At 68.1% G+C, this 18,385-nt stretch carries 11 protein-coding genes; 4 read left to right on the forward strand and 7 right to left on the reverse strand.

Annotation, left to right across the window (positions count from 1 at the left end):
* Positions 1 to 373: 373 nt before the first annotated feature.
* The 3 genes from AS181_RS25135 to AS181_RS10235 all read left to right on the forward strand — a co-directional run bounded on the left by AS181_RS25135 (position 374) and on the right by AS181_RS10235 (position 5,074).
* On the forward strand, positions 374 to 2,137 hold the full coding sequence (locus AS181_RS25135) for an ABC transporter ATP-binding protein (protein WP_058251492.1): 1,764 nt from the start codon (positions 374 to 376) through the stop codon (positions 2,135 to 2,137).
* Positions 2,130 to 4,031 (forward strand): ABC transporter ATP-binding protein, encoded by a 1,902-nt coding sequence (locus tag AS181_RS10230; RefSeq protein ID WP_058251493.1) that lies wholly within the window; start codon positions 2,130 to 2,132, stop codon positions 4,029 to 4,031. Before AS181_RS25135 ends, AS181_RS10230 begins: the two co-directional genes overlap by 8 nt.
* A gap of 89 nt (positions 4,032 to 4,120) precedes the next feature.
* Positions 4,121 to 5,074 (forward strand): alpha/beta hydrolase, encoded by a 954-nt coding sequence (locus AS181_RS10235; RefSeq protein ID WP_249145010.1) that lies wholly within the window; start codon positions 4,121 to 4,123, stop codon positions 5,072 to 5,074.
* On the opposite strand, the gene AS181_RS10240 is transcribed toward AS181_RS10235, so the two are convergent.
* The 7 genes from AS181_RS10240 to AS181_RS10270 form a co-directional block, all read right to left on the reverse strand.
* A complete protein-coding gene (locus AS181_RS10240; RefSeq protein ID WP_058251495.1) occupies positions 5,009 to 6,895 on the reverse strand; it encodes an ABC transporter ATP-binding protein in 1,887 nt (628 codons plus the stop codon). The genes AS181_RS10235 and AS181_RS10240 overlap by 66 nt on opposite strands.
* Before the next feature lie 186 nt (positions 6,896 to 7,081).
* Entirely contained in the window at positions 7,082 to 7,768 is a 687-nt protein-coding gene (locus AS181_RS10245; protein ID WP_058251496.1) for an MspA family porin, read from the reverse strand.
* A 70-nt stretch (positions 7,769 to 7,838) separates the two neighbouring features.
* On the reverse strand, positions 7,839 to 8,480 hold the full coding sequence (locus AS181_RS10250; protein ID WP_058251497.1) for an MspA family porin: 642 nt from the start codon (positions 8,478 to 8,480) through the stop codon (positions 7,839 to 7,841).
* 703 nt (positions 8,481 to 9,183) lie between these two features.
* Positions 9,184 to 9,852, reverse strand: a complete 669-nt coding sequence (locus AS181_RS10255) for a MogA/MoaB family molybdenum cofactor biosynthesis protein (protein ID WP_058251498.1) — start codon at positions 9,850 to 9,852, stop codon at positions 9,184 to 9,186.
* 112 nt (positions 9,853 to 9,964) lie between these two features.
* Positions 9,965 to 11,449 (reverse strand): S1C family serine protease, encoded by a 1,485-nt coding sequence (locus tag AS181_RS10260; RefSeq protein ID WP_058251499.1) that lies wholly within the window; start codon positions 11,447 to 11,449, stop codon positions 9,965 to 9,967.
* Between the two features lie 206 nt (positions 11,450 to 11,655).
* A complete protein-coding gene (locus AS181_RS10265; RefSeq protein ID WP_058251500.1) occupies positions 11,656 to 13,194 on the reverse strand; it encodes a sensor histidine kinase in 1,539 nt (512 codons plus the stop codon).
* Positions 13,194 to 13,880, reverse strand: coding sequence for a response regulator transcription factor (locus tag AS181_RS10270; RefSeq protein ID WP_058251501.1), 687 nt, complete (start codon positions 13,878 to 13,880; stop codon positions 13,194 to 13,196). Before AS181_RS10270 ends, AS181_RS10265 begins: the two co-directional genes overlap by 1 nt.
* Before the next feature lie 240 nt (positions 13,881 to 14,120).
* Here AS181_RS10270 and AS181_RS10275 point away from each other — a divergent pair, with 240 nt between their 5' ends.
* On the forward strand, positions 14,121 to 18,239 hold the full coding sequence (locus AS181_RS10275) for a bifunctional nitrate reductase/sulfite reductase flavoprotein subunit alpha (protein ID WP_058251502.1): 4,119 nt from the start codon (positions 14,121 to 14,123) through the stop codon (positions 18,237 to 18,239).
* The last annotated feature ends 146 nt before the right edge of the window (positions 18,240 to 18,385 follow it).

Below are 18,385 nucleotides of genomic sequence, written 5' to 3' on the forward strand. Positions count from 1 at the left end.
AGATCTCATGGCGGAAATCATTCAGGGCGCTATCACCGACGCGATCGTCGAACTGGTCACGGGTTCAATCGAATCGGGTTCGGAAGAAGCACCCGTGTAGATCTCGAATCGAGACTCGACCGCCCCGGACACGCGTCCGGGGCGGTTTCGTCTGTTCCGGTTAAGGTTCCGACAGCAATTCCCGAAGTATTGTTCATCCGTATTTAGCGATGAAGCGACGAGATCAGCAGCCCACATATCCGGGCTCACCCTGCACGAAACCGCCGCATGTAGACTTCGGAACACTTCACGGCACGCACACGAAACCGATATCAGTGGGGGTTCCGCACCCACGGTAGGCCAGCGTCACGACGACCCGGAGTAGCCTCACCTGATGCCCGTCACCCGCTCGATGAGCAAGGATGAGGTACGCGCGTTGCTCGCGCTCCTGTTCGACGCGCTCCGGACAACCCGTTGGGCCTGCGCCGGTTTCGTCGTCTTCCAGCTCGCGTCGGTGTTCACCACGCTCGCCCAGCCCGCTCTCAACGCCGCGATCATCGACGACGGAATCCTGCGCGGTGACGTGGCGACCATCAAGCGCGTCGGCGTGCTCATGGTCGTGGTGGCCGTGGTCAACCTGGTGGTGTCGATCGGTGCCACATTCCTGGCCTCCCATATCTCGGCGACCGGGGCTCGCGACCTCCGCACGCGTGTGCACGGTCGGATCAGCGCCTTCAGCGATCCGCAGGTCCACTCCATCGGCCTCTCGAGCCTGCTGACGCGCTCCACCGGAGATGTGGGCCAGATCCAGGGATTCCTCTTCATCAGCCTGACCGCCGTGGTGACCGCGCCGTTGATGCTGTTCGGCGCGCTGGTGTTGTCGCTGGCGCAGGGCTGGCGGATGGCGCCCGTGCTGGTGGTCGCCGGGGCGGTGCTGGTCATCCTCGTCGCCGTCCTCGTCCGGCGCCTGGTTCCGTGGGCTGCGCAGCTGCAGCGTCGTCTCGACGTCGTGAACCGGGTGCTGCGCGAGCAGCTGCGTGGGATCGCGATCATCCGCACCTTTCGGCGAGAGGACCGGGAACGCGCCCGGTTCGCGGTGGAGAACGACGAACTCACCCACGTGGCCCTGCGCCTCGGCCGACTGCAGGTCCTGATGCTGCCGTTGGTCACCGTGGTCTCGAACCTCGCCGTGGTCGCGGTGACCGCACTGGGTGCGATCTTCGTCGACCGCGGGGAGATGCAGATCGGCCAGATCACCGCGACGGTCGGCTATCTCGCGCAGATCCTGCTGGCGGTGTCGCTGCTGACCATGATCGCCGGGGTCATCCCGCGTGCGGTGACCAGCGCCGGACGAATCACCGAGGTACTCGACACCGAGCCGCTCGACCCCGGCGACCCCGGTGACGGCCGGGCGCCCTCACCGCCCGCGATCGTCTTCGACGCGGTGTCGGTCGCCTATCCGGGCGCCGAGTCCCCCACCGTCGACCAGGTCTCCCTGTTCTGCGCACCCGGCACGGTGACCGGCGTCCTCGGTGGAACCGGAAGCGGCAAGTCGACGCTGCTGTCCCTACCCCTGCGGTTCGCCGACCCCACGTCGGGCGTGCTCCGATGGGATGCCGCCGACGTGACCGCTCTGGCGCCCGCCTGGGTTCGCGCACGCAGCGCCTTCGTGGGTCAGGGTGCGGAGCTCATCACCGGGACGGTCGCCGACAACCTCCGGATCGCCCGACCGACCGCCACCGACGACGAGCTGTGGGACGCCCTGGAGGTCGCCGCCGCGGCCGACTTCGTCTCGGCTCGCCCCGGCGCTCTCGACGCCACGGTGGCGCAGGACGGACGCAACTTCTCCGGTGGTCAGCGCCAACGGCTCGCACTCGCGCGTGCCGTGCTCCGCCGGCCCGCGCTGTACGTCCTCGACGACCCGTTCAGCGCTCTCGACGTCGACACCGAGGCCCAGATCATCGGACGGTTGCGCCGGACCGATCCGGATGCGACGGTCCTGATCGCCGCGCAGCGTGTGTCGTCGGTCCAGCACGCGGACGTCATCGCGGTGCTCGACGCGGGACGGATCGTCGGCCTCGGAACAGATTCGGAATTGCGGTCCCGCAGCGACATCTATCGGGAGATCGCCTACGCGCAGGCGGTGACCAATGCTTGACCAGAGATCGCAGGCGCCGGCGGTCGGGCCGAGGGGGAAGCAGGCGTCGGCAGACCGACCGACGGCTCGACGGCGCGATGGATCGCTGCGCTGGATCGTCCGGCAACTCGACCTGAGCAGAGGACGCGGGACGGCCATCTCCCTCTTCGCGATCCTCGCCGCGGTCGGCGGCGTCGTCGCGCCGATCCTGTTCGGTGCGGTCACCAACGTGATCGTCGACGGCACGGTCGGCGACGTGACGATGAACTGGGGACTGCTCTGGACGCTGCTGGCGATCCAGGTCGGGGTGTTCGTGGCGGCCGCGGTCTGCAGCCTCGCCCAGGGCCGGTTGCTGACCGTCGCCGTGCAGCGGTCGGTGGCCGGGTTGCGCGCACGCATTGAGGACAAGATCCACCGTCTTCCGTTGCGCTACTTCGAGAACACCACACGCGGCGTGTTGGTGAGCAAGCTGACCGCCCACACCGACAACGCCGCGACGGTGATCGCACCGGTGCTGGTGACCGTTCCGACGAATGCCTTGACGCTTGTCGTCGTCACCGCCGTGCTGTTCGTCATCTCCCCGGTGCTGGCTTGTGTCGCCCTGGTCGCAGCACCCGTGTCGGCGCTGGCCGCGGTCCTGCTCGCCCGCCGGGCACGACCGCACCTCGAGTCCCGCTGGACGACCACGGCCGCCCTCACGGGGCACATCGAAGAGGAACTCAGCGCGCGCCGGATGTTGCAGGCGTACAACGCCGAACCGACCGCCGCGCGCCGCTTCGACGACCTCAACGACAAACTCTTCTCCTCGGTCCGCTCTGCCCAGTGGATCGGCGGTTCCCTGCCCTCGGTCCTCACCGCGCTCAACGCCCTGGTGTTCCTCGTCCTGGCCGTCCTCGGCGGGATCATGGTGGTCGACGGCCATCTGAGTCTCGGCGCGGCCCAGGTCGTGGTCGTGTTCGCGCAACAGCTGACCAGTGCGGTCCGCGAGCTCGCCGGCTTCGTCACCAAGGTCCAGTCCGGAACGGTGTCGGCGAGCAAGGTCCGCGAGGTGCTCGAGGCCCCCGAGGACGCCGGCGCCGACACCGGCCAGCCGGTACCGGTCTCGTCCGGCCGGCACCAGCTCCCACCCGAGATCGTCTTCGACGACGTGGGCTTCGCCTACGAGGAGGACAACCCCGTTCTCGACTCGGTGAGCTTCCGGATGGCACCCGGCACGACCACCGCCGTGGTGGGGACCACCGGGTCGGGCAAGACCACGCTGACCAATCTCCTGCAGGCGTTCTACGCACCCAGCCGGGGCTCGATCACCATCGACGGCGTCGATCTCGTCGAACTCGGACCGCACCGGGCACGGGCGGACATGGCCGTCGTCACCCAGGAACCGTGGCTGTTCACCGGGACAGTCCGCGAGAACATCGCCTTCGGCATCGAGGACGGCCGTGCGGTCGATGCGGCTCTTACGGACAGCCACGTCGCGCAGATCGTCGCAGCACTCCCCGAGGGCATCGACACCGTGATCGGCCAGGAATCCGAAAACCTCAGCGCCGGCGAGAAACAGCTGGTCACCGTCGCGCGCGCGATTGCCGCGTCGCCCAAGATCCTCATTCTCGACGAGGCGACGAGCGCCGCCGACCCCCGCACCGAGTTGCTCGTTCAACGTGCCCTGCACCGACTACGCGCGGGGACCACCACCCTGCTCATCACCCACCGCATGGCGACCGCGGCGTTGGCCGACGAGATCGTCGTCCTCGACGATAGGGTGATTGCCGAGGCAGGGACCCACCAGGAGTTGCTCGCCGCGGGCGGGATCTACGCCCGACGGTGCGGACTCGCGCCGGCGGACGCCACGGCCGGCGACGACGCGAGTGTGAGCGGCAGCAGTCCCAGCGGTCCGGACGCGAGGTCGGACCCGTGACAGAAGGCAGGAGCCAGCGCGAGTCGGACCACCGGCCCGCCGTCTCCCGATCAGGAGGAAACGTGTACAGAGGTTTGCGCAGACTCGGGATGGCAGCGGCGGTCGCCCTCAGTGTCTCGCTCGTCGCTCCGATGACCGGCGGGGCGAGCGCCGCACCACGACTCGTCGACGCCGGATCGCCCGGGCGCGTGACCGACATCGTCGTGCATTCCGACGCCATGAACCGGGATGTCCCGCTGACGGTGATCAAGCCGGCCGACGAGTCCAAGCCGCGGGGCGTGCTCTACCTCCTCAACGGCGCCGGCGGGGGCGAGGATCGCGCCAACTGGCTGGAGAAGACCGACATCGTCGAGTTCACACGCAACAAGAACCTGTACGTGGTCATCCCGAACGCCGGCCAGTACAGCTATTACACCGACTGGCAGAAGCCCGATCCGGTTCTCGGCGTGCACAAGTGGTCGACCTTCCTGGGCAAGGAACTCCCCGCGGTCGTCGATGCCACCTACAACACCTCCGGCCGCAACGCCATCGGCGGGATCTCCTCGTCGGCGACGTCGGTGCTGAATCTCGCCATCGAGCATCCCGATCTCTATCAGGCCGTCGGCTCCTACAGCGGATGTCCGACGACGTCCGACCCGTTCGGTCAGGAGTACATCCGACTCGTCGTGGAGATCCGCGGGGACGGCGACGCCACCAACATGTGGGGTCCGTACGGCGGCTCCGGCTGGCGCGCCCACGATCCCGTGGTCAACGCCGCCAAGCTGCGTGGCCAGAAGCTCTACATCTCGAACGCCGGCGGTCTGCCCGGGCAGTACGACAATCCTCGCTACGTGAAGGACCTGGACACCCTGGCCGACCAGATCGTCGTGGGCGGAGTCATCGAGGGCGCCACCCTGGGCTGCACCGTCCAGCTCCTGAATCGTCTCGGGCAGTTGAACATTCCGGCGACGGTGGACCTTCCGCCGGCGGGAACCCATTCATGGCTGTACTGGCAGGACCAGCTGCACCGTTCGTGGTCGTTCTACGAGCGCGCCCTCGCCTGACCGCGGCGCCACCGGAGCCGCCTCGGCGAACCGTCCGTCGCGCAACTCGACTGTCCGGTCGGCGAGGTCGAGCACACGCGGATCATGGGTGATGAGGATAGTGGTCCGCAGTGACGCGACCCCGGCGAGTGGTTCGAGGATCCCGCTGACGGTCTCGTCGTCGAGGCCCGTGGTCGGTTCGTCGAGGACGAGTACCGGGCGGTTTCGAAGGATCGTGCGCGCCAGCGCAATTCGCTGCTGCTGACCACCGGACAGGTTCTCCCCACGTTCGACGACCTCGGCGTCGAGGCCGCCGTTCATCCGCGAGATGAATTCGGCGGCCCCTGCGGCCCGCGCGGCAGCTGCGATGTCCGCTCTGGTCGCCGTGGTGCAGCCGAAACGGATGTTGTCCGCGATCGTGCCACGCATCAACGCCGGCCGTTGATGCAGCACCGACAGGTGCTCTCTCAGGTCACTCACGTCGAGGTGGCGAATGTCGTTGCCGTTGAGTCGGATCGACCCCGCGTCAGGGTCGTACAGACGCAGCAGCAGACGGGTCAGGGTGCTCTTGCCGGCACCACTCGGACCCGTGACCGCCACTGTCTCACCCGCACGGATCTCCAGGTGGGCATCTTCGAGGACTCGGGACCCGTTGTCCGGGTACGCGAAGGACACCCCGGTCAACGACAGACCCACCGGGGCGGGCGAGACCGGACGACGGGCCGGAATCGGGTCGATGGCCACTGGTTCGGACGAAATCGACTCGGTTGCAATCGGTTCGGCGACACCAGCCGGCGCGTCGAGGACCTCGGCCACCCGTTCGGCGCTCGCGGTCGCGGACGTGACCTCGACGAGCAGACCGCCGAGTGCCTGGATCTGCGGGTAGAGGTACCCGAGATATCCGGTCAGGGCGATGAGCGTGCCCAGTTGCGCATCACCGCCGGCGATGAGCCACGCCCCGAACGCGATGACGACGATCATGCAGAGCACTTCGGCGACCGTGACCGCCTCGGCGAAGGCCGCCCCCGCCCGGGACTCCGACATCCGGGCCTCCCGCCATCGGCGGTTCTGCTCCAGGACCCGGGCTCGGTGGTGCGAGGTCTGGTTGTCGGCCTGCAACGCCACCATGTTGCCGATCCCCTCGGCGACCAGTGCACTGATCCGGCCGGCAGCCTGCCGCTCGCGCCGCGACGCACGTTTGACCACGGCGCCGAATCGACGGGCCGTCACCCAGAGCAGCGGCGCGAGAACGGCGGCGACGAGGGCCAATTGCCAGTTGGTCGCGAAGGCGGCGGCACCGTAGACGAGGAGGCTCACGGTGGCGACGACGCCGGAGACCACACCCGACGACACGAGACTGTCGACCGCCTCGACGTCGGCGGTGGTGCGCGACACCAGGTCGCCGTCACCGAACCGGTCCCGCGTGTGCGGTGCGAGCCGCTGGATGTGAGCGTACAGCTGACCTCGGAGACGCAGCAGCAGTGTCTCGGTCACGCCTGCGGTCAGGATCCCGCCCACATACGACGACACGGCGCCGACCAGCGAGACGGCCACCCAGATCATCATCGGGGTGGACAGCGCGCTCAGATCGCCGGTCACCAGCACGTCGTCGACGATGTGCGCGAAGAGCGCGACGGTGACCACCGTGGTGCCGACCTGCACGAGGTGGCAGATGACAGCCACCGCGAGACGCCATCGCAGTCCGACGACCATGGGCGCGAAACGGCGGACGGTCGCCGACACGGTGAGAGTCGCCGGACGGGACTCCGGCGTCGGGACGCGTGGCCCCACGTCGCACGCGCTCGGATCGTCAACCGGTCGCAGTTCGGTGGCGGTGGACATGTCGATGGCTCCTCACCGGCGGGACGAGATCCGCCGGCACCGAGACTACGACCGAGGACCGATGAGTTTCACTGCCAGACAGCCGAATACAGCAGACTCACAGCGACACCGAACCAACCCCACACCAACGACCGCGGGGCGGGAATCCGTTCGGATTCCCGCCCCGCGGCGTGGTGGAGGAGTCGATCAGCCGAGGCTGAACGGCTTGCCGTTCAGTGCCACGACACCCTTGACGGCATCGGTGCTGACGGTCACCTGGATGAAGGCGCGAGCCGCGGCGTAACCGGCGCAGCTCTCGACCTTGAACTGCTCCTGGCTGTAGACCACGCCACCCTTCTGTCCCTTGAAGGTGTAGGCGTTCACGTTGTAGCCCTTGTACGCGGTGTCATCACCGGAGGTCTCGTTGACCAGCCACTGGCGCTTGACCTCACCGGGGCCGAGCGAGAAGCCGCCGCCGACCTCTTCACCGTCGAGCCCGCCACCGACGGTGACGTTCGAGGGATCGGTGTAGTCCAGCCCACCGGAGACGCCCGGAACGCTGACCTCGCCACCGCCAAAGTTGACCTGGCAACCGACGTCGTAGCCGACCTTGATCGAGCCACCCTCGGCCTTGCCGCCGACGGTCACGCGGACCTTGCCCGACAGCCACACCTCACGGGTGGTGGGCACGTTGCTGATCGGACGCTGCACGTTGACGTACTCGTCGAACAGCTGGACGGTGACGGGGGTTCCGTCGACCAGGGTCTTGGTGATGGTGCCGCCCGCGAGCGGACCGGCGGTGGCGCCACCGGCGCCGAGGCTGGTGAGGCCCATCGCGACGGCACCGGCGAGACCGGCCGCCGCAACCACGCGACGCGTGATGTTCTTCTTCATGATTCCCCTTCGTGGAATATCGATCTGCTCAGGGCAGATAGTCAGGAAAAGCTGGTTATCTGCGCCCGGATCAACCGATGGTGAAGGGCTTGCCGTACAGGGTGGACTGGATGAGGGTGCCCTCGCCGCTCACCTTGCCGTCGTCGGTGCTGTAGCCCTTGGCACCGATGGTCTTGACGGCCGAACGAGCCGAAGCGTAGCCACCGCACTGGTTGAGGTTGAACGACAGCTGCGACAGCTGGACCGCGGCGACACCCTCGTCCGAGAAGTCCTTGTCGGTGATGTCGACGACCGCGACCTGGCCGGGCTTGAGCGGAAGGCCGAGCGAACCGGACAGGGTGGTGGCGGTGAGGCTGATCGCGCCGCTGAGGTCCAGCGTGATACCGCTGACGTCGACCTGGCAGCCGATGATGTACTTGACGGCCAGGTTGCCGCCGACGCCAGCCGACGCCTTGCCGGTGTAGGTGCCGGAGATCACGAAGCCACGCGACGCGGGGTTGTTCGCGACGGTGGGGATCGGGTAGGCGTTCTCACCGGTCCGCCAGGTCTGGATGGACTCGCCGTCGATGCCGGTGGCGTTCTTGTAACCGTTCGGCAGCGGCGCACCTGCCGCTTCGCCGACGCCCATGCCGGCCAGGCCCACGACCGCGGCCGAGGCGATCGCGACCGCGCCCGCGGCGCGGCGCAGCCCAAGCTTGCTGAACTTGCTCATTCGTTCCCTCTCACAGGATTCGGCTGTTACCCCGCGGAATGCACTCACACCCGCAAGTCATGACCCACGACGTTCGATGGGCTTCCACACAGTTACCACCAAGCCAGCTCTTATGCATGCCTTAGCTGTCGTTAAGAATCCATCGAATTCGTGGTCACTGCTGCGTTGTCACTCGCGACAGATCGCAGGACTCCCCCGGTCCCCGACCCTGGGGACCGCGCGTCGTCGAGCCGAACGTTATCGGAGCGGTCTCAACTCGGGCAACAGGAGGACTCGGCCGTGTCACGAAGAGGGCACGCACCAGCGTGAATCTCAGATTCGCCAACGATAGAACGGCGAAAGTTAACGACAGGAAAACACGCTGATGTGACTACGTACGTAAAGAGCGAAATCACCCGTGATGCGGCGGCCGCTGCGCCTCGTACCAATCCTTAGAGCGCCCTGTGTGATGTTCGTCACTCTCGTCTGAAGTCAGTTCAGGAAGGGTGTTTCCGAACACCGCGTCGAGACGACGACGCCGCGCAGCTCGGTGCTGCGCGGCGTCATCATCGCTGCTCATCGGCAATTTCCGGGGTTCTGAAGACTCTGTTCCCACCGGTCGGATATCCCATCGAAAGTGGCCCGTCACCCTGTTAACCAGGAGTTTTCTTTGTATTGCTGAACAGATTTCCGGGCCGCTCGGAGGCCTCGCGGAGCGACCGGGTCAGAACTCGCTGATCGACTCGATCACGTACTTGGCGAGGGGTGCGGCAGTTGCCATGCCGTCGCGCACCGCAGCCCGCGAGTTGGCCAGGTTCACCACGAGTGTCTGTCCGGAGATTCCAGCCAGCCCGCGCGAAAGTCCGCCGTCGGTGGCTCCCGCCGCCAGACCGGAGCTGCGGACGGCCTCTTCTATACCCCGCAGACGCCGATCCAGAAGGGGTTCGGTGGCCTCGGGCGTCACATCCCGGGCGCCGACGCCGACGCCGCCCACCGAGACCACGAGGTCCACTCCGCCGATCACCGCGGTGTTGAGCGCATTGCGGATCTCCACCTCGTCCCCGGAGACGACCACGGCGGCGTCGACGTGGAACCCCGCCTCGGCCAGCAGTTCGCTCACGAGCGGCCCGAGCAGACGCTGGTCCTCACCGTGGGCCGCCTCGTCGTCGACGACGACGACCAGCGCACGACCGATCTCTTCGCCCTGCGGGCGGTGAGCGGCCTGTTCGTGGCGCGCGACGAACTCCCGTGCCGCGGCGTCGGCCGCGACCACGTCGGCGGGGTCGACCGGACCCGGCCCGCCCGCGAGGCGGACGTCCAATGAGTTCTCGTCGAGATCGGTCTCGGCCGAGACGGCGGTGGTACCCGGGTTGCGCGGAGCAGCGTCGGACATGACAGGCCCTTTCTTGATAGGTGGGACCGTCGAAACGGTCGTTCGTGCTGCGCTGTGCCGGCGCCCGCGGTGGGCGCCGGAACAGCCTCCTCGATGCAGTTGTGGTGGTCGGTCAGCCGGCCGCGAGCGTGCCGAGCTTCACCTGGGCGGTCTTGGTGGCGCCGTTGTCCACATAGGTCACGGTGACCGTGTCGCCCGGTGCGTGCGACCGGACCGCGGCGACGAGGGCGTCCCCCGAGGAGATGACGCGGTCGTCGACCTTCGTGATGACCGCGTCCTCGGGGATGCCCGCGTTCGCAGCCGGACCGCCGGGCGTCACCGCGGTGACGACGGCCCCGGGTGCGTCGGACGCGCCGCTCGGCCGTACCGACACACCGATGTTGGCGTGGCTGGCCTTGCCGGTGGACTCGAGTTCCCTGGCCACCCGGATGGCCTGATCGATCGGGATCGCGAACCCGAGTCCGATGCTGCCACCGGCCTGTTGCTCACCCCCACCGAGGGTGGCGATCGCGGTGTTGATCCCGATCAGCGCGCCCCGGGCGTTCACCAGGGCACCGCCGGAGTTGCCCGGGTTGATCGCCGCGTCCGTCTGGATGGCGTCGATGACCGAGGTGGTGTTGGTCCCGGGGTCACGCGAGGTCAGCACGGGACGGTTGAGCGCACTGATGATGCCGGTGGTGACGGTGCCCGCGAGTCCCAGCGGTGAACCGATTGCGATCACGTCCTGCCCGACGGCCAGGTTGTTCGAGTTGCCCACGGTGATCGGTGTGACGTCGTCGCGGTCGACCTTGATGACCGCGATGTCGGAGATCGGGTCGGCCCCCAGGACACGGGCCTCGGCCCGCGAACCGTCGGCGAAGTTGACCGCGACCCTCGACGCCGGGCCGTTGCCGCCGGCACTGACGACGTGGTTGTTCGTCATGATGACGCCGTCCTCGCTGAGGACGACGCCCGAGCCGGAACCCATCGCCCCGCCGGACGCGACCTCGATGGAGACCACCGACGGGGTGACCCGGGCCGCGACCTCCTGCACGGAACCGGCCGGCGCGGCGACCGGCGTCGTGTTGTCGTTGCCGGGATCGCCGCCCAGCGGACCGTTGCTGGAGCTGGAACCAGCGTCGGACTCGGCGAGGTTGTATCCGGCCACGCCACCCACACCGCCCGCGACCAACGCCAGGACGAGTCCGGCCACCCCCAGCGCCACGAGGCGTCCGCCACTCTTCTTCTTGGCGGGTGCGGCCGAGGGGCCGTCCGGGCCCTGGTTCCCGAAGCCGGGCTGGGAGCCGAACGGCGGCTGGCCCGACTGTCCGTACGCGGGACCCGGACCGTAGTTGCCCTGTGGCGGGAACGGACTCGTCCCGGGCCTGCCGTACGACGATGTCGACGCGTTGGTACCCGGGTAGCCCTGGCCGCCCGGTGCGGGGAAGGAGCCCGACGGCGGACCGAACGGACCGCCCTGTCCCGACGCCTCGTTGCCCGACGCCGCGCGGTGACCCCCGCCCGGTTGGCCCCCACCGTGCTGACCACCGCCGTGTTGACCACCGCCGTGCTGACCGCCCCCGTAGGAGCTGTCACCGTGCGAACCGCCAGTCGTCATCTTCGTCTCTTCCTCGTCGGCCCGGCCATGCGCCGGTGCTTGTTGTCAGTGGCCGGGCCGGGACCGCAACACCTCGGCATCGTCGTACCCGAACTGCGCCTTCGGTCAACCCTAGGTGATCCGAGACCAGGTCACACCGGGCGAGTTCAAGGCTGTTCGCAGTCGTCGACAACCGAGTCGTCGGCCCGGCGCCACCCGCTTCTCCTCTACTGACGAATCACCTGCGGGGATGGTTCCGCCGCAGTTGCCCGGCCCGGCAGGGTCATCCGGATCAGCGCTCCCCCGAGCGGCGACGTGTCGGCGACCACGGTGCCGCCGTGTCGTTCGACCACCTGACGCACGATTGCCAGTCCCAGACCCGATCCCGGCATCGACCGCGACTGCGTCGACCGATAGAACCGCTCGAAGACGAGACCTCGGTCCTCCTCGGGGATTCCGGGACCGGCATCGGCGACGGTGAGCTCCGCGGTCGACATCCCGATCTGGGTCAGGCCGACGCGCACCGTGCGGCCGGGAGGACTCCACTTCGCCGCGTTGTCGAGCACGTTCAGCACCGCGCGCGACAGTCCATGTGCCTCGCCGAACACGAACCACGGGGCGAGGTCGACCTCGAACTCGACGTCGTTGCGGCGGCGTCGAACTCGTTCGAGGGCCTGCTCCACGATCTCGGCGAGATCGACCTCCTCGTAGACCACTTCCGGCGCGTCCTCGCGGGCGAGGTCGACGAGATCGCCCACGAGCGTGGACAATTCCTCGATCTGCGCCATCACATCGGCACGGAGATCGACCATGTCCTCCTCCGGCACCGCCCGCGCCCCGGGACGACTCGCGGCGATCAGCAACTCCAGATTGGTCCGCAACGAGGTCAACGGGGTCCGCAGCTCGTGTCCGGCGTCGGCGACCAGACGTGCCTGCCGATCCCGGGACTCGTCGAGGGCGCGCAGCATCGCGTTGAAACTGACCGTGAGCTTGGCGAGTTCGTCGTTGCCGGTCACCGGGATGGGCGTCAGGTCGTTGGTCCGCGCGACCCGCTCCACGGCGCGGTTGAGACGCGAGACCGGCCGCAACCCGGCGCGCGCCACCGTCGTCCCGGCCAGGGCGGCGAGGGCGACCCCGCCGCAACCGACCACGAAGAGCACCCAGGCCAGACGCTTGAGCACCCGGTCGGTCTGGATGAGGCTCTGTGCGAGCACGAGGGTGTTGCCGTCGTCGAGTTTGCGGGTCAGGACACGCTGATTGCGCGTGGTGCGCAGGCTCTGCTGCGTGGAACCGGGCACGGACGGCGACCGGACGATGCCGCGCTCGACGTCGTCGAACGGCACCTGACCGATGAGATACGTCTCGCCGCTGGGGGTCACCAGCGCGATGGAGATGTTGGTGGAGAACACCGTTCCGGCCACCAGCTGCTCGGGTTGCGTACGCAGGACCCCCGCGCGGGCGAGCGCGGCCATCCCGTCGGCGCGACTCTCGAGCTGCTGGTCGACATCGTTGTACATCGCGCGATACACGACGAAATACGCGGCCGCGGCCATCAGACTCACCGAGACCAGCACGACGGTCGCCGACAGGATCGTCACGCGGGTACGCAGCGACACCGCGCGCATCAGCGGCATCGGCGCCCGCATCTCCTTCTCGTCCGACCCGACACCGGTGGTGTGCCCCGTGATCGCCCGGGTGAGGCGGTCGCGGAGGAGATCCCGGGTCTTCGGGTGTCGCGACGTCGAGTTCGACGACTTGCCGATCACTAGGGCGGCGTCTCCCGCAGGACGTACCCGACCCCGCGCACGGTGTGGATCAGTCGCGGTTCGCCGTCGGCCTCGGTCTTACGCCGGAGATAGCCGACGTACACCTCGAGCGCATTACCCGACGTCGGGAAGTCGTAGCCCCAGACCTCTTCGAGGATGCGGCTGCGCGACAACACCCGGCGCGGATTGGCCATGAGCATCTCGAGCAGGGCGAACTCGGTGCGCGTCAGACTGATCGAGCGCTCGCCGCGGGTGACATCGCGGGTGACGGGATCGAGCGACAGATCCGCGAACGTCAGGGTCTCCGAATCCGCGTCCTCGTCCGGCGAGGCACGGCGCAACAGCGCCCGCAACCGGGCGAGGAGTTCCTCGAGGGCGAACGGCTTGGGCAGGTAGTCGTCGGCTCCGGCGTCGAGCCCGGACACCCGCTCGGACACTGAGTCGCGTGCGGTCAGCACCAGGATGGGGAGGTCGTCACCGGCGGAGCGGAGTCGGCGGCACACCTCGAGGCCGTCGAGCCTGGGCATCATCACGTCGAGGATCGCCACGTCCGGCCGGTCGGCCAGGATCTTCTCGAGTGCCTCGATGCCGTCGCCCGCGGTCTCGACGCTGTAGCCGTTGAAGGTGAGCGACCGTCGCAACGACTCCCGGACGGCCCGATCGTCATCGACCACGAGGATGCGCATGGCTACAGTCTTATCCACCCCGGCTGAGATCCGGCTGAGCAACGCCGAAACCCACCCGTTCAAGTGCCGGAGTCGGCGTTCACCTGCGGTTCCGGCGGCCTTTCACATCGGGGACCGAGTTCTGTGAGGTCAAATTGATGGATGCGTAACGCCGGGCTTCGGGTCGCGAAACATCGACCTCCGACGCTGAAACCCGTGACCCTGTCTGCCCCGACTCGATCTGTCGTGTCCCGATCGGTGATGTCGCTGTGCGCCTATTGCGGTGTCGGTTGCGGCATGGAGATGAAGCTCGACGACGATTCCGACCGCGTCACCAGGACGATCGGCCGGCCCGATCATCCGACGAACTTCGGGCGACTGTGCACCAAGGGGTCCACCACCGCGGACATGCTCGCCGCCGGCGGGCGCCTGTCCACCGCGCTGGTCCGAGACGATCGGGGCGGCCAGCTCCGGCCCGCCGCACTCGACGCCGTCGTCACCGACACCGCGCGACGCCTGCGCGACATCGTCGACGAGCACGGGCCCGACGCGGTGGCCCTGTATGTGTCGGGCCAGATGTCGCTGGAGGCGCAGTACCTGGCGAACAAGCTGGCCAAGGGATTCCTGCGCACCAATCAGATCGAGTCGAACTCGCGGCTGTGCATGGCGAGCGCCGGGACCGGATACAAACTGTCGCTCGGATCCGACGGGCCGCCCGGGTCGTACCAGGACTTCGACCACGCCGACGTCTTCCTGGTCATCGGTGCCAACATGGCCGACTGTCACCCGATCCTGTTCCTGCGCATGATGGACCGGGTCAAGGCCGGGGCGAAGCTGATCGTCGTCGATCCTCGACGCACGGCGACGGCCGACAAGGCCGACCTGTTCCTGCAGATCCGGTCCGGGACCGACCTCGCCTTCCTCAACGGCCTGCTGCACCTGCTCATCGAGAACGGCCACACCGACACCGAGTTCATCGAGTCGTTCACCGACGGCTTCGACCAGATCCCCGACTTCGCCGCCCAGTACCCGCCGGATGTCGTCGAATCGATCACCGGGATCGCGGCGTCGGACCTGCGGGCCGCGGCCGAGCTCATCGGCGACGCAGCCAACTGGATGAGTTGCTGGACGATGGGCCTCAACCAGTCCACCCACGGGACCTGGAACACCAACGCGCTCATCAACCTCCACCTCGCCACCGGCGCGATCTGCCGGCTCGGCAGCGGACCGTTCTCACTGACCGGACAGCCGAACGCCATGGGCGGGCGCGAGATGGGTTACATGGGCCCGGGACTGCCCGGCCAGCGCGCTGTCGTGTCCGCGGCGGACCGTGAGTTCGTGGAAGGTGTCTGGGGTGTTCCGGCCGGGACCCTGCGCACCGACGTGGGCGGCGGCACCATCGACATGTTCCGTCGGATGGCCGACGGCGAGATCAAGGCGTGCTGGATCATCTGCACCAATCCCGTTGCCTCGGTGGCGAATCGCAAGACCGTCATCGAGGGACTCGAGCGCGCCGAGCTCGTGATCACCCAGGACACCTTCGTCGACACCGAGACCAACCAGTACGCCGACGTGGTGCTGCCCGCGACGCTGTGGTCGGAGTCGACCGGTGTGATGGTCAACTCCGAACGCAACCTCACCCTGTTCGAACCCGCGCTCGACGCCCCCGGACAGGCGATCCCGGACTGGCAGCTCATCGCGCGCATCGCCGCCGAGATGGGGTACGCCGACGCCTTCGACTATGCGAGCGCCGAGGAGGTGTTCGAGGAGATCAAACGGTTCGCGAACCCGAACACCGGTTACGACCTGCGCGGGGTTACCTACGACCGGCTCCGCCGCACTCCGATGCAATGGCCGTGCCCGCCGGCCGACGACAGCGAGCCCGATCCGGTGGACACCGGTGCCCGCAACCCGATCCGATATCTCAACGACGGTCGCAGTCAGACGCTCCACCGCCTCGACGACGGGTCGACACCGCGCCTCGCGTTCGCCACCCCCAGCCGCCGCGCCCAGTTCTTCGCCCGTCCCCACCTCGACCCGGCCGAGATGCCCGACGACGACTACCCGTTCCTGCTCAACACCGGCCGGTTGCCCCATCAGTGGCACACCATGACCAAGACCGGCCGGGTGGCGAAGCTCAACAAGCTCAACCCGGAACCCTTCGTCGAGATCCACCCCGACGATGCCGACCGGTTGGGCATCACGGCCGCGGACAAGGTCGAGGTCGCGTCCCGGCGCGGCCGGGCGGTCTTGCCGGCGCGGGTCTCCGACCGCGTGCGACCCGGTAACTGCTTCGTGCCGTTTCACTGGAACGACGTCTTCGGTGAACACCTGGCGATCAACGCCGTGACGTCCGACGCCGTGGACCCGTTGTCGCAGCAACCGGAGCTCAAGGTGTGTGCGGTGACCTTGATCCGGGTGCCCGGCTCGCGCGGCGACGCCGACGATGCGCCGGTCGACGCCGCCACGGGATCGTCGAAACTGGCTGAGGCACTGGGGGTGACGGGCATCGCACCACCGGCCATGACGCCGTCCGAGCGGTTGTATCTCGCCGGTCTCGTGACCGGCGTGGGCGATTCGCCTGCGGGCAGTCCGGCGCTCCCGGCCGATGCGCCGCTGGGCGCCGAGCTCCGTGTCTGGGTGTCGGGTGTGCTGGCGGGCCTGAACTCCCGTACGGCCGCCGCACCCGATCCCGGTGTCCCCCGGTCGGACTCAGCGTCGCCGGAACCCGACACGGACACGGTGACGGTGCTCTGGGCCTCGCAGATGGGCAACGCCGAGGAACTCGCCGCCGAGGCAGCCGAGCGAGTCAAGGCCAGTGGCCTTCGGGTCGACGCCCGATCGATGGACGATGTCGAGGTCGGCGAATTGAAGGGCACCGCCCTGTTCGTCACCTCGACCACCGGCGACGGCGATCCGCCGGACAACGGCACGTCGTTCTGGGACGCGCTGAACTCCGAGAACGCACCCGACCTGTCCGGCGTCGACTACGCGGTGCTGGCGCTCGGCGACTCCAACTACGACGACTTCTGCGGCCACGGGCGCAAACTCGACACCCGCATCGGTGAACTGGGTGGCCGGCGCCTGCTCGATCGCGTCGACTGCGAACCCGACTTCGAGGAGACGGCCGGCGGCTGGCTGACCGAGGTGATTCGGGCGATCAGCATGGCGAACCGGGCACCCACGTCCGGGGTGACCGACGATCGGGTGACCGTGGTCAGCGAGCCGGCCGACTCCGCGGCGGCACCGTCCGTGCGTTCCGCACCGGCATACTCGCGAAAGAAGCCCCTGGTCACCTCACTCGTACGGAACGTCAAACTGAGTTCCGAGGGTTCCCAGAAGGACGTGCGCAACTTCGGATTCCGGCTGCCGGCGGGCACGCTGTCCTACCAGGCCGGTGATGCGCTGGGGGTCTGGCCTCGTAACGACCCGGCGCTCGTCGAGGAGTTCCTCGACCGCACCGGACTCGACGCCGAGACGTCGGTGACCGTCGGCGGCGACGACCTCCCACTGCACACCGCCCTGCGAGACCGGATCGAATTCGCACGTGTGACAACGGATCTCGTCCGGTTCGTGGCCGATCGCGCCGGTTCCGCCGACCTCGATGCGCTCATCGCCCCCGGGAACAAGCAGCAGTTCAACAACTGGTCGTGGGGCCGGCAGTCGGTCGACGTCCTCGCCGATCACCCCGTCACCGCCGACGTCGCCGAGTGGATGCGGGTCCTCAAACCGATGGTCCCGCGGTCGTATTCGATCTCCTCGAGTCCCCTGGAGAGCCCCGACGAGATCCAACTGACGGTGTCCGCCGTGCGCTACAACCTCTTCGGCACGCCACGCGGTGGCGTCTGCTCGACCTTTCTGGCCGACCGCGCCGACGACGAGATCGGCGTCTTCGTCACCTCCACCAGCCACTTTCGCCCGCCGGCCGATCCGGACACCCCGATGATCATGATCGGGCCCGGCACCGGCATCGCCCCGTTCCGTGGGTTCCTGCGCGAACGCGAGGCCCTGGGGCACAACGGGAAGAACTGGCTGTTCTTCGGTGAGCAGTACTCGGCCACCGACTTCTACTACCGCGACGAGCTGACGACGATGCTCGGCGACGGGCTGCTCACCCGCCTCGACGTCGCGTTCTCGCGCGACCAGGATCGCAAGATCTACGTCCAGGACCGGATGCGCGAGCACGGCGAGGAGCTCTACCAGTGGCTGCACGACGGCGCGCACGTCTACGTCTGCGGCGACGCGACGCGGATGGCCAAGGACGTCGACGCGACACTGAAAGGCATTGTCGCGCAGTACGGTCGCCGCTCCCCCGCGAGCGCCGAGTCGTACGTCAAGGCACTCGCAGCTGACAAACGCTATGTGCGGGACGTGTACTGAAGGGCGAGCCCCGGTCGGCACCTGGCCGCAGACCGAAGATGCGGAGCTACCCAATGGCTCCCTGAGGTGCGACGCTTCCCCATGCTCCCTGAGGCGCGACGCTTTCCCATGCTCCCTGAGGTGCGAGGAGCGCAAGCGACGAGCCA

This window comes from Gordonia sp. SGD-V-85, assembly GCF_001456905.1.
GTDB classification, from domain to species: Bacteria; Actinomycetota; Actinomycetes; order Mycobacteriales; family Mycobacteriaceae; genus Gordonia; species Gordonia hongkongensis.

Bases quoted from the DNA above. Each gene is read 5' to 3' on its own strand.
- AS181_RS25135 (WP_058251492.1), top strand. From the start codon at position 374: ATGCCCGTCACCCGCTCGATGAGCAAGGATGAGGTACGCGCGTTGCTC.
- AS181_RS10230 (WP_058251493.1), top strand. From the start codon at position 2,130: ATGCTTGACCAGAGATCGCAGGCGCCGGCGGTCGGGCCGAGGGGGAAG.
- AS181_RS10235 (WP_249145010.1), top strand. From the start codon at position 4,121: ATGGCAGCGGCGGTCGCCCTCAGTGTCTCGCTCGTCGCTCCGATGACC.
- AS181_RS10240 (WP_058251495.1), bottom strand. From the start codon at position 6,895: ATGTCCACCGCCACCGAACTGCGACCGGTTGACGATCCGAGCGCGTGC.
- AS181_RS10245 (WP_058251496.1), bottom strand. From the start codon at position 7,768: ATGAAGAAGAACATCACGCGTCGCGTGGTTGCGGCGGCCGGTCTCGCC.
- AS181_RS10250 (WP_058251497.1), bottom strand. From the start codon at position 8,480: ATGAGCAAGTTCAGCAAGCTTGGGCTGCGCCGCGCCGCGGGCGCGGTC.
- AS181_RS10255 (WP_058251498.1), bottom strand. From the start codon at position 9,852: ATGTCCGACGCTGCTCCGCGCAACCCGGGTACCACCGCCGTCTCGGCC.
- AS181_RS10260 (WP_058251499.1), bottom strand. From the start codon at position 11,449: ATGACGACTGGCGGTTCGCACGGTGACAGCTCCTACGGGGGCGGTCAG.
- AS181_RS10270 (WP_058251501.1), bottom strand. From the start codon at position 13,880: ATGCGCATCCTCGTGGTCGATGACGATCGGGCCGTCCGGGAGTCGTTG.
- AS181_RS10275 (WP_058251502.1), top strand. From the start codon at position 14,121: ATGTCGCTGTGCGCCTATTGCGGTGTCGGTTGCGGCATGGAGATGAAG.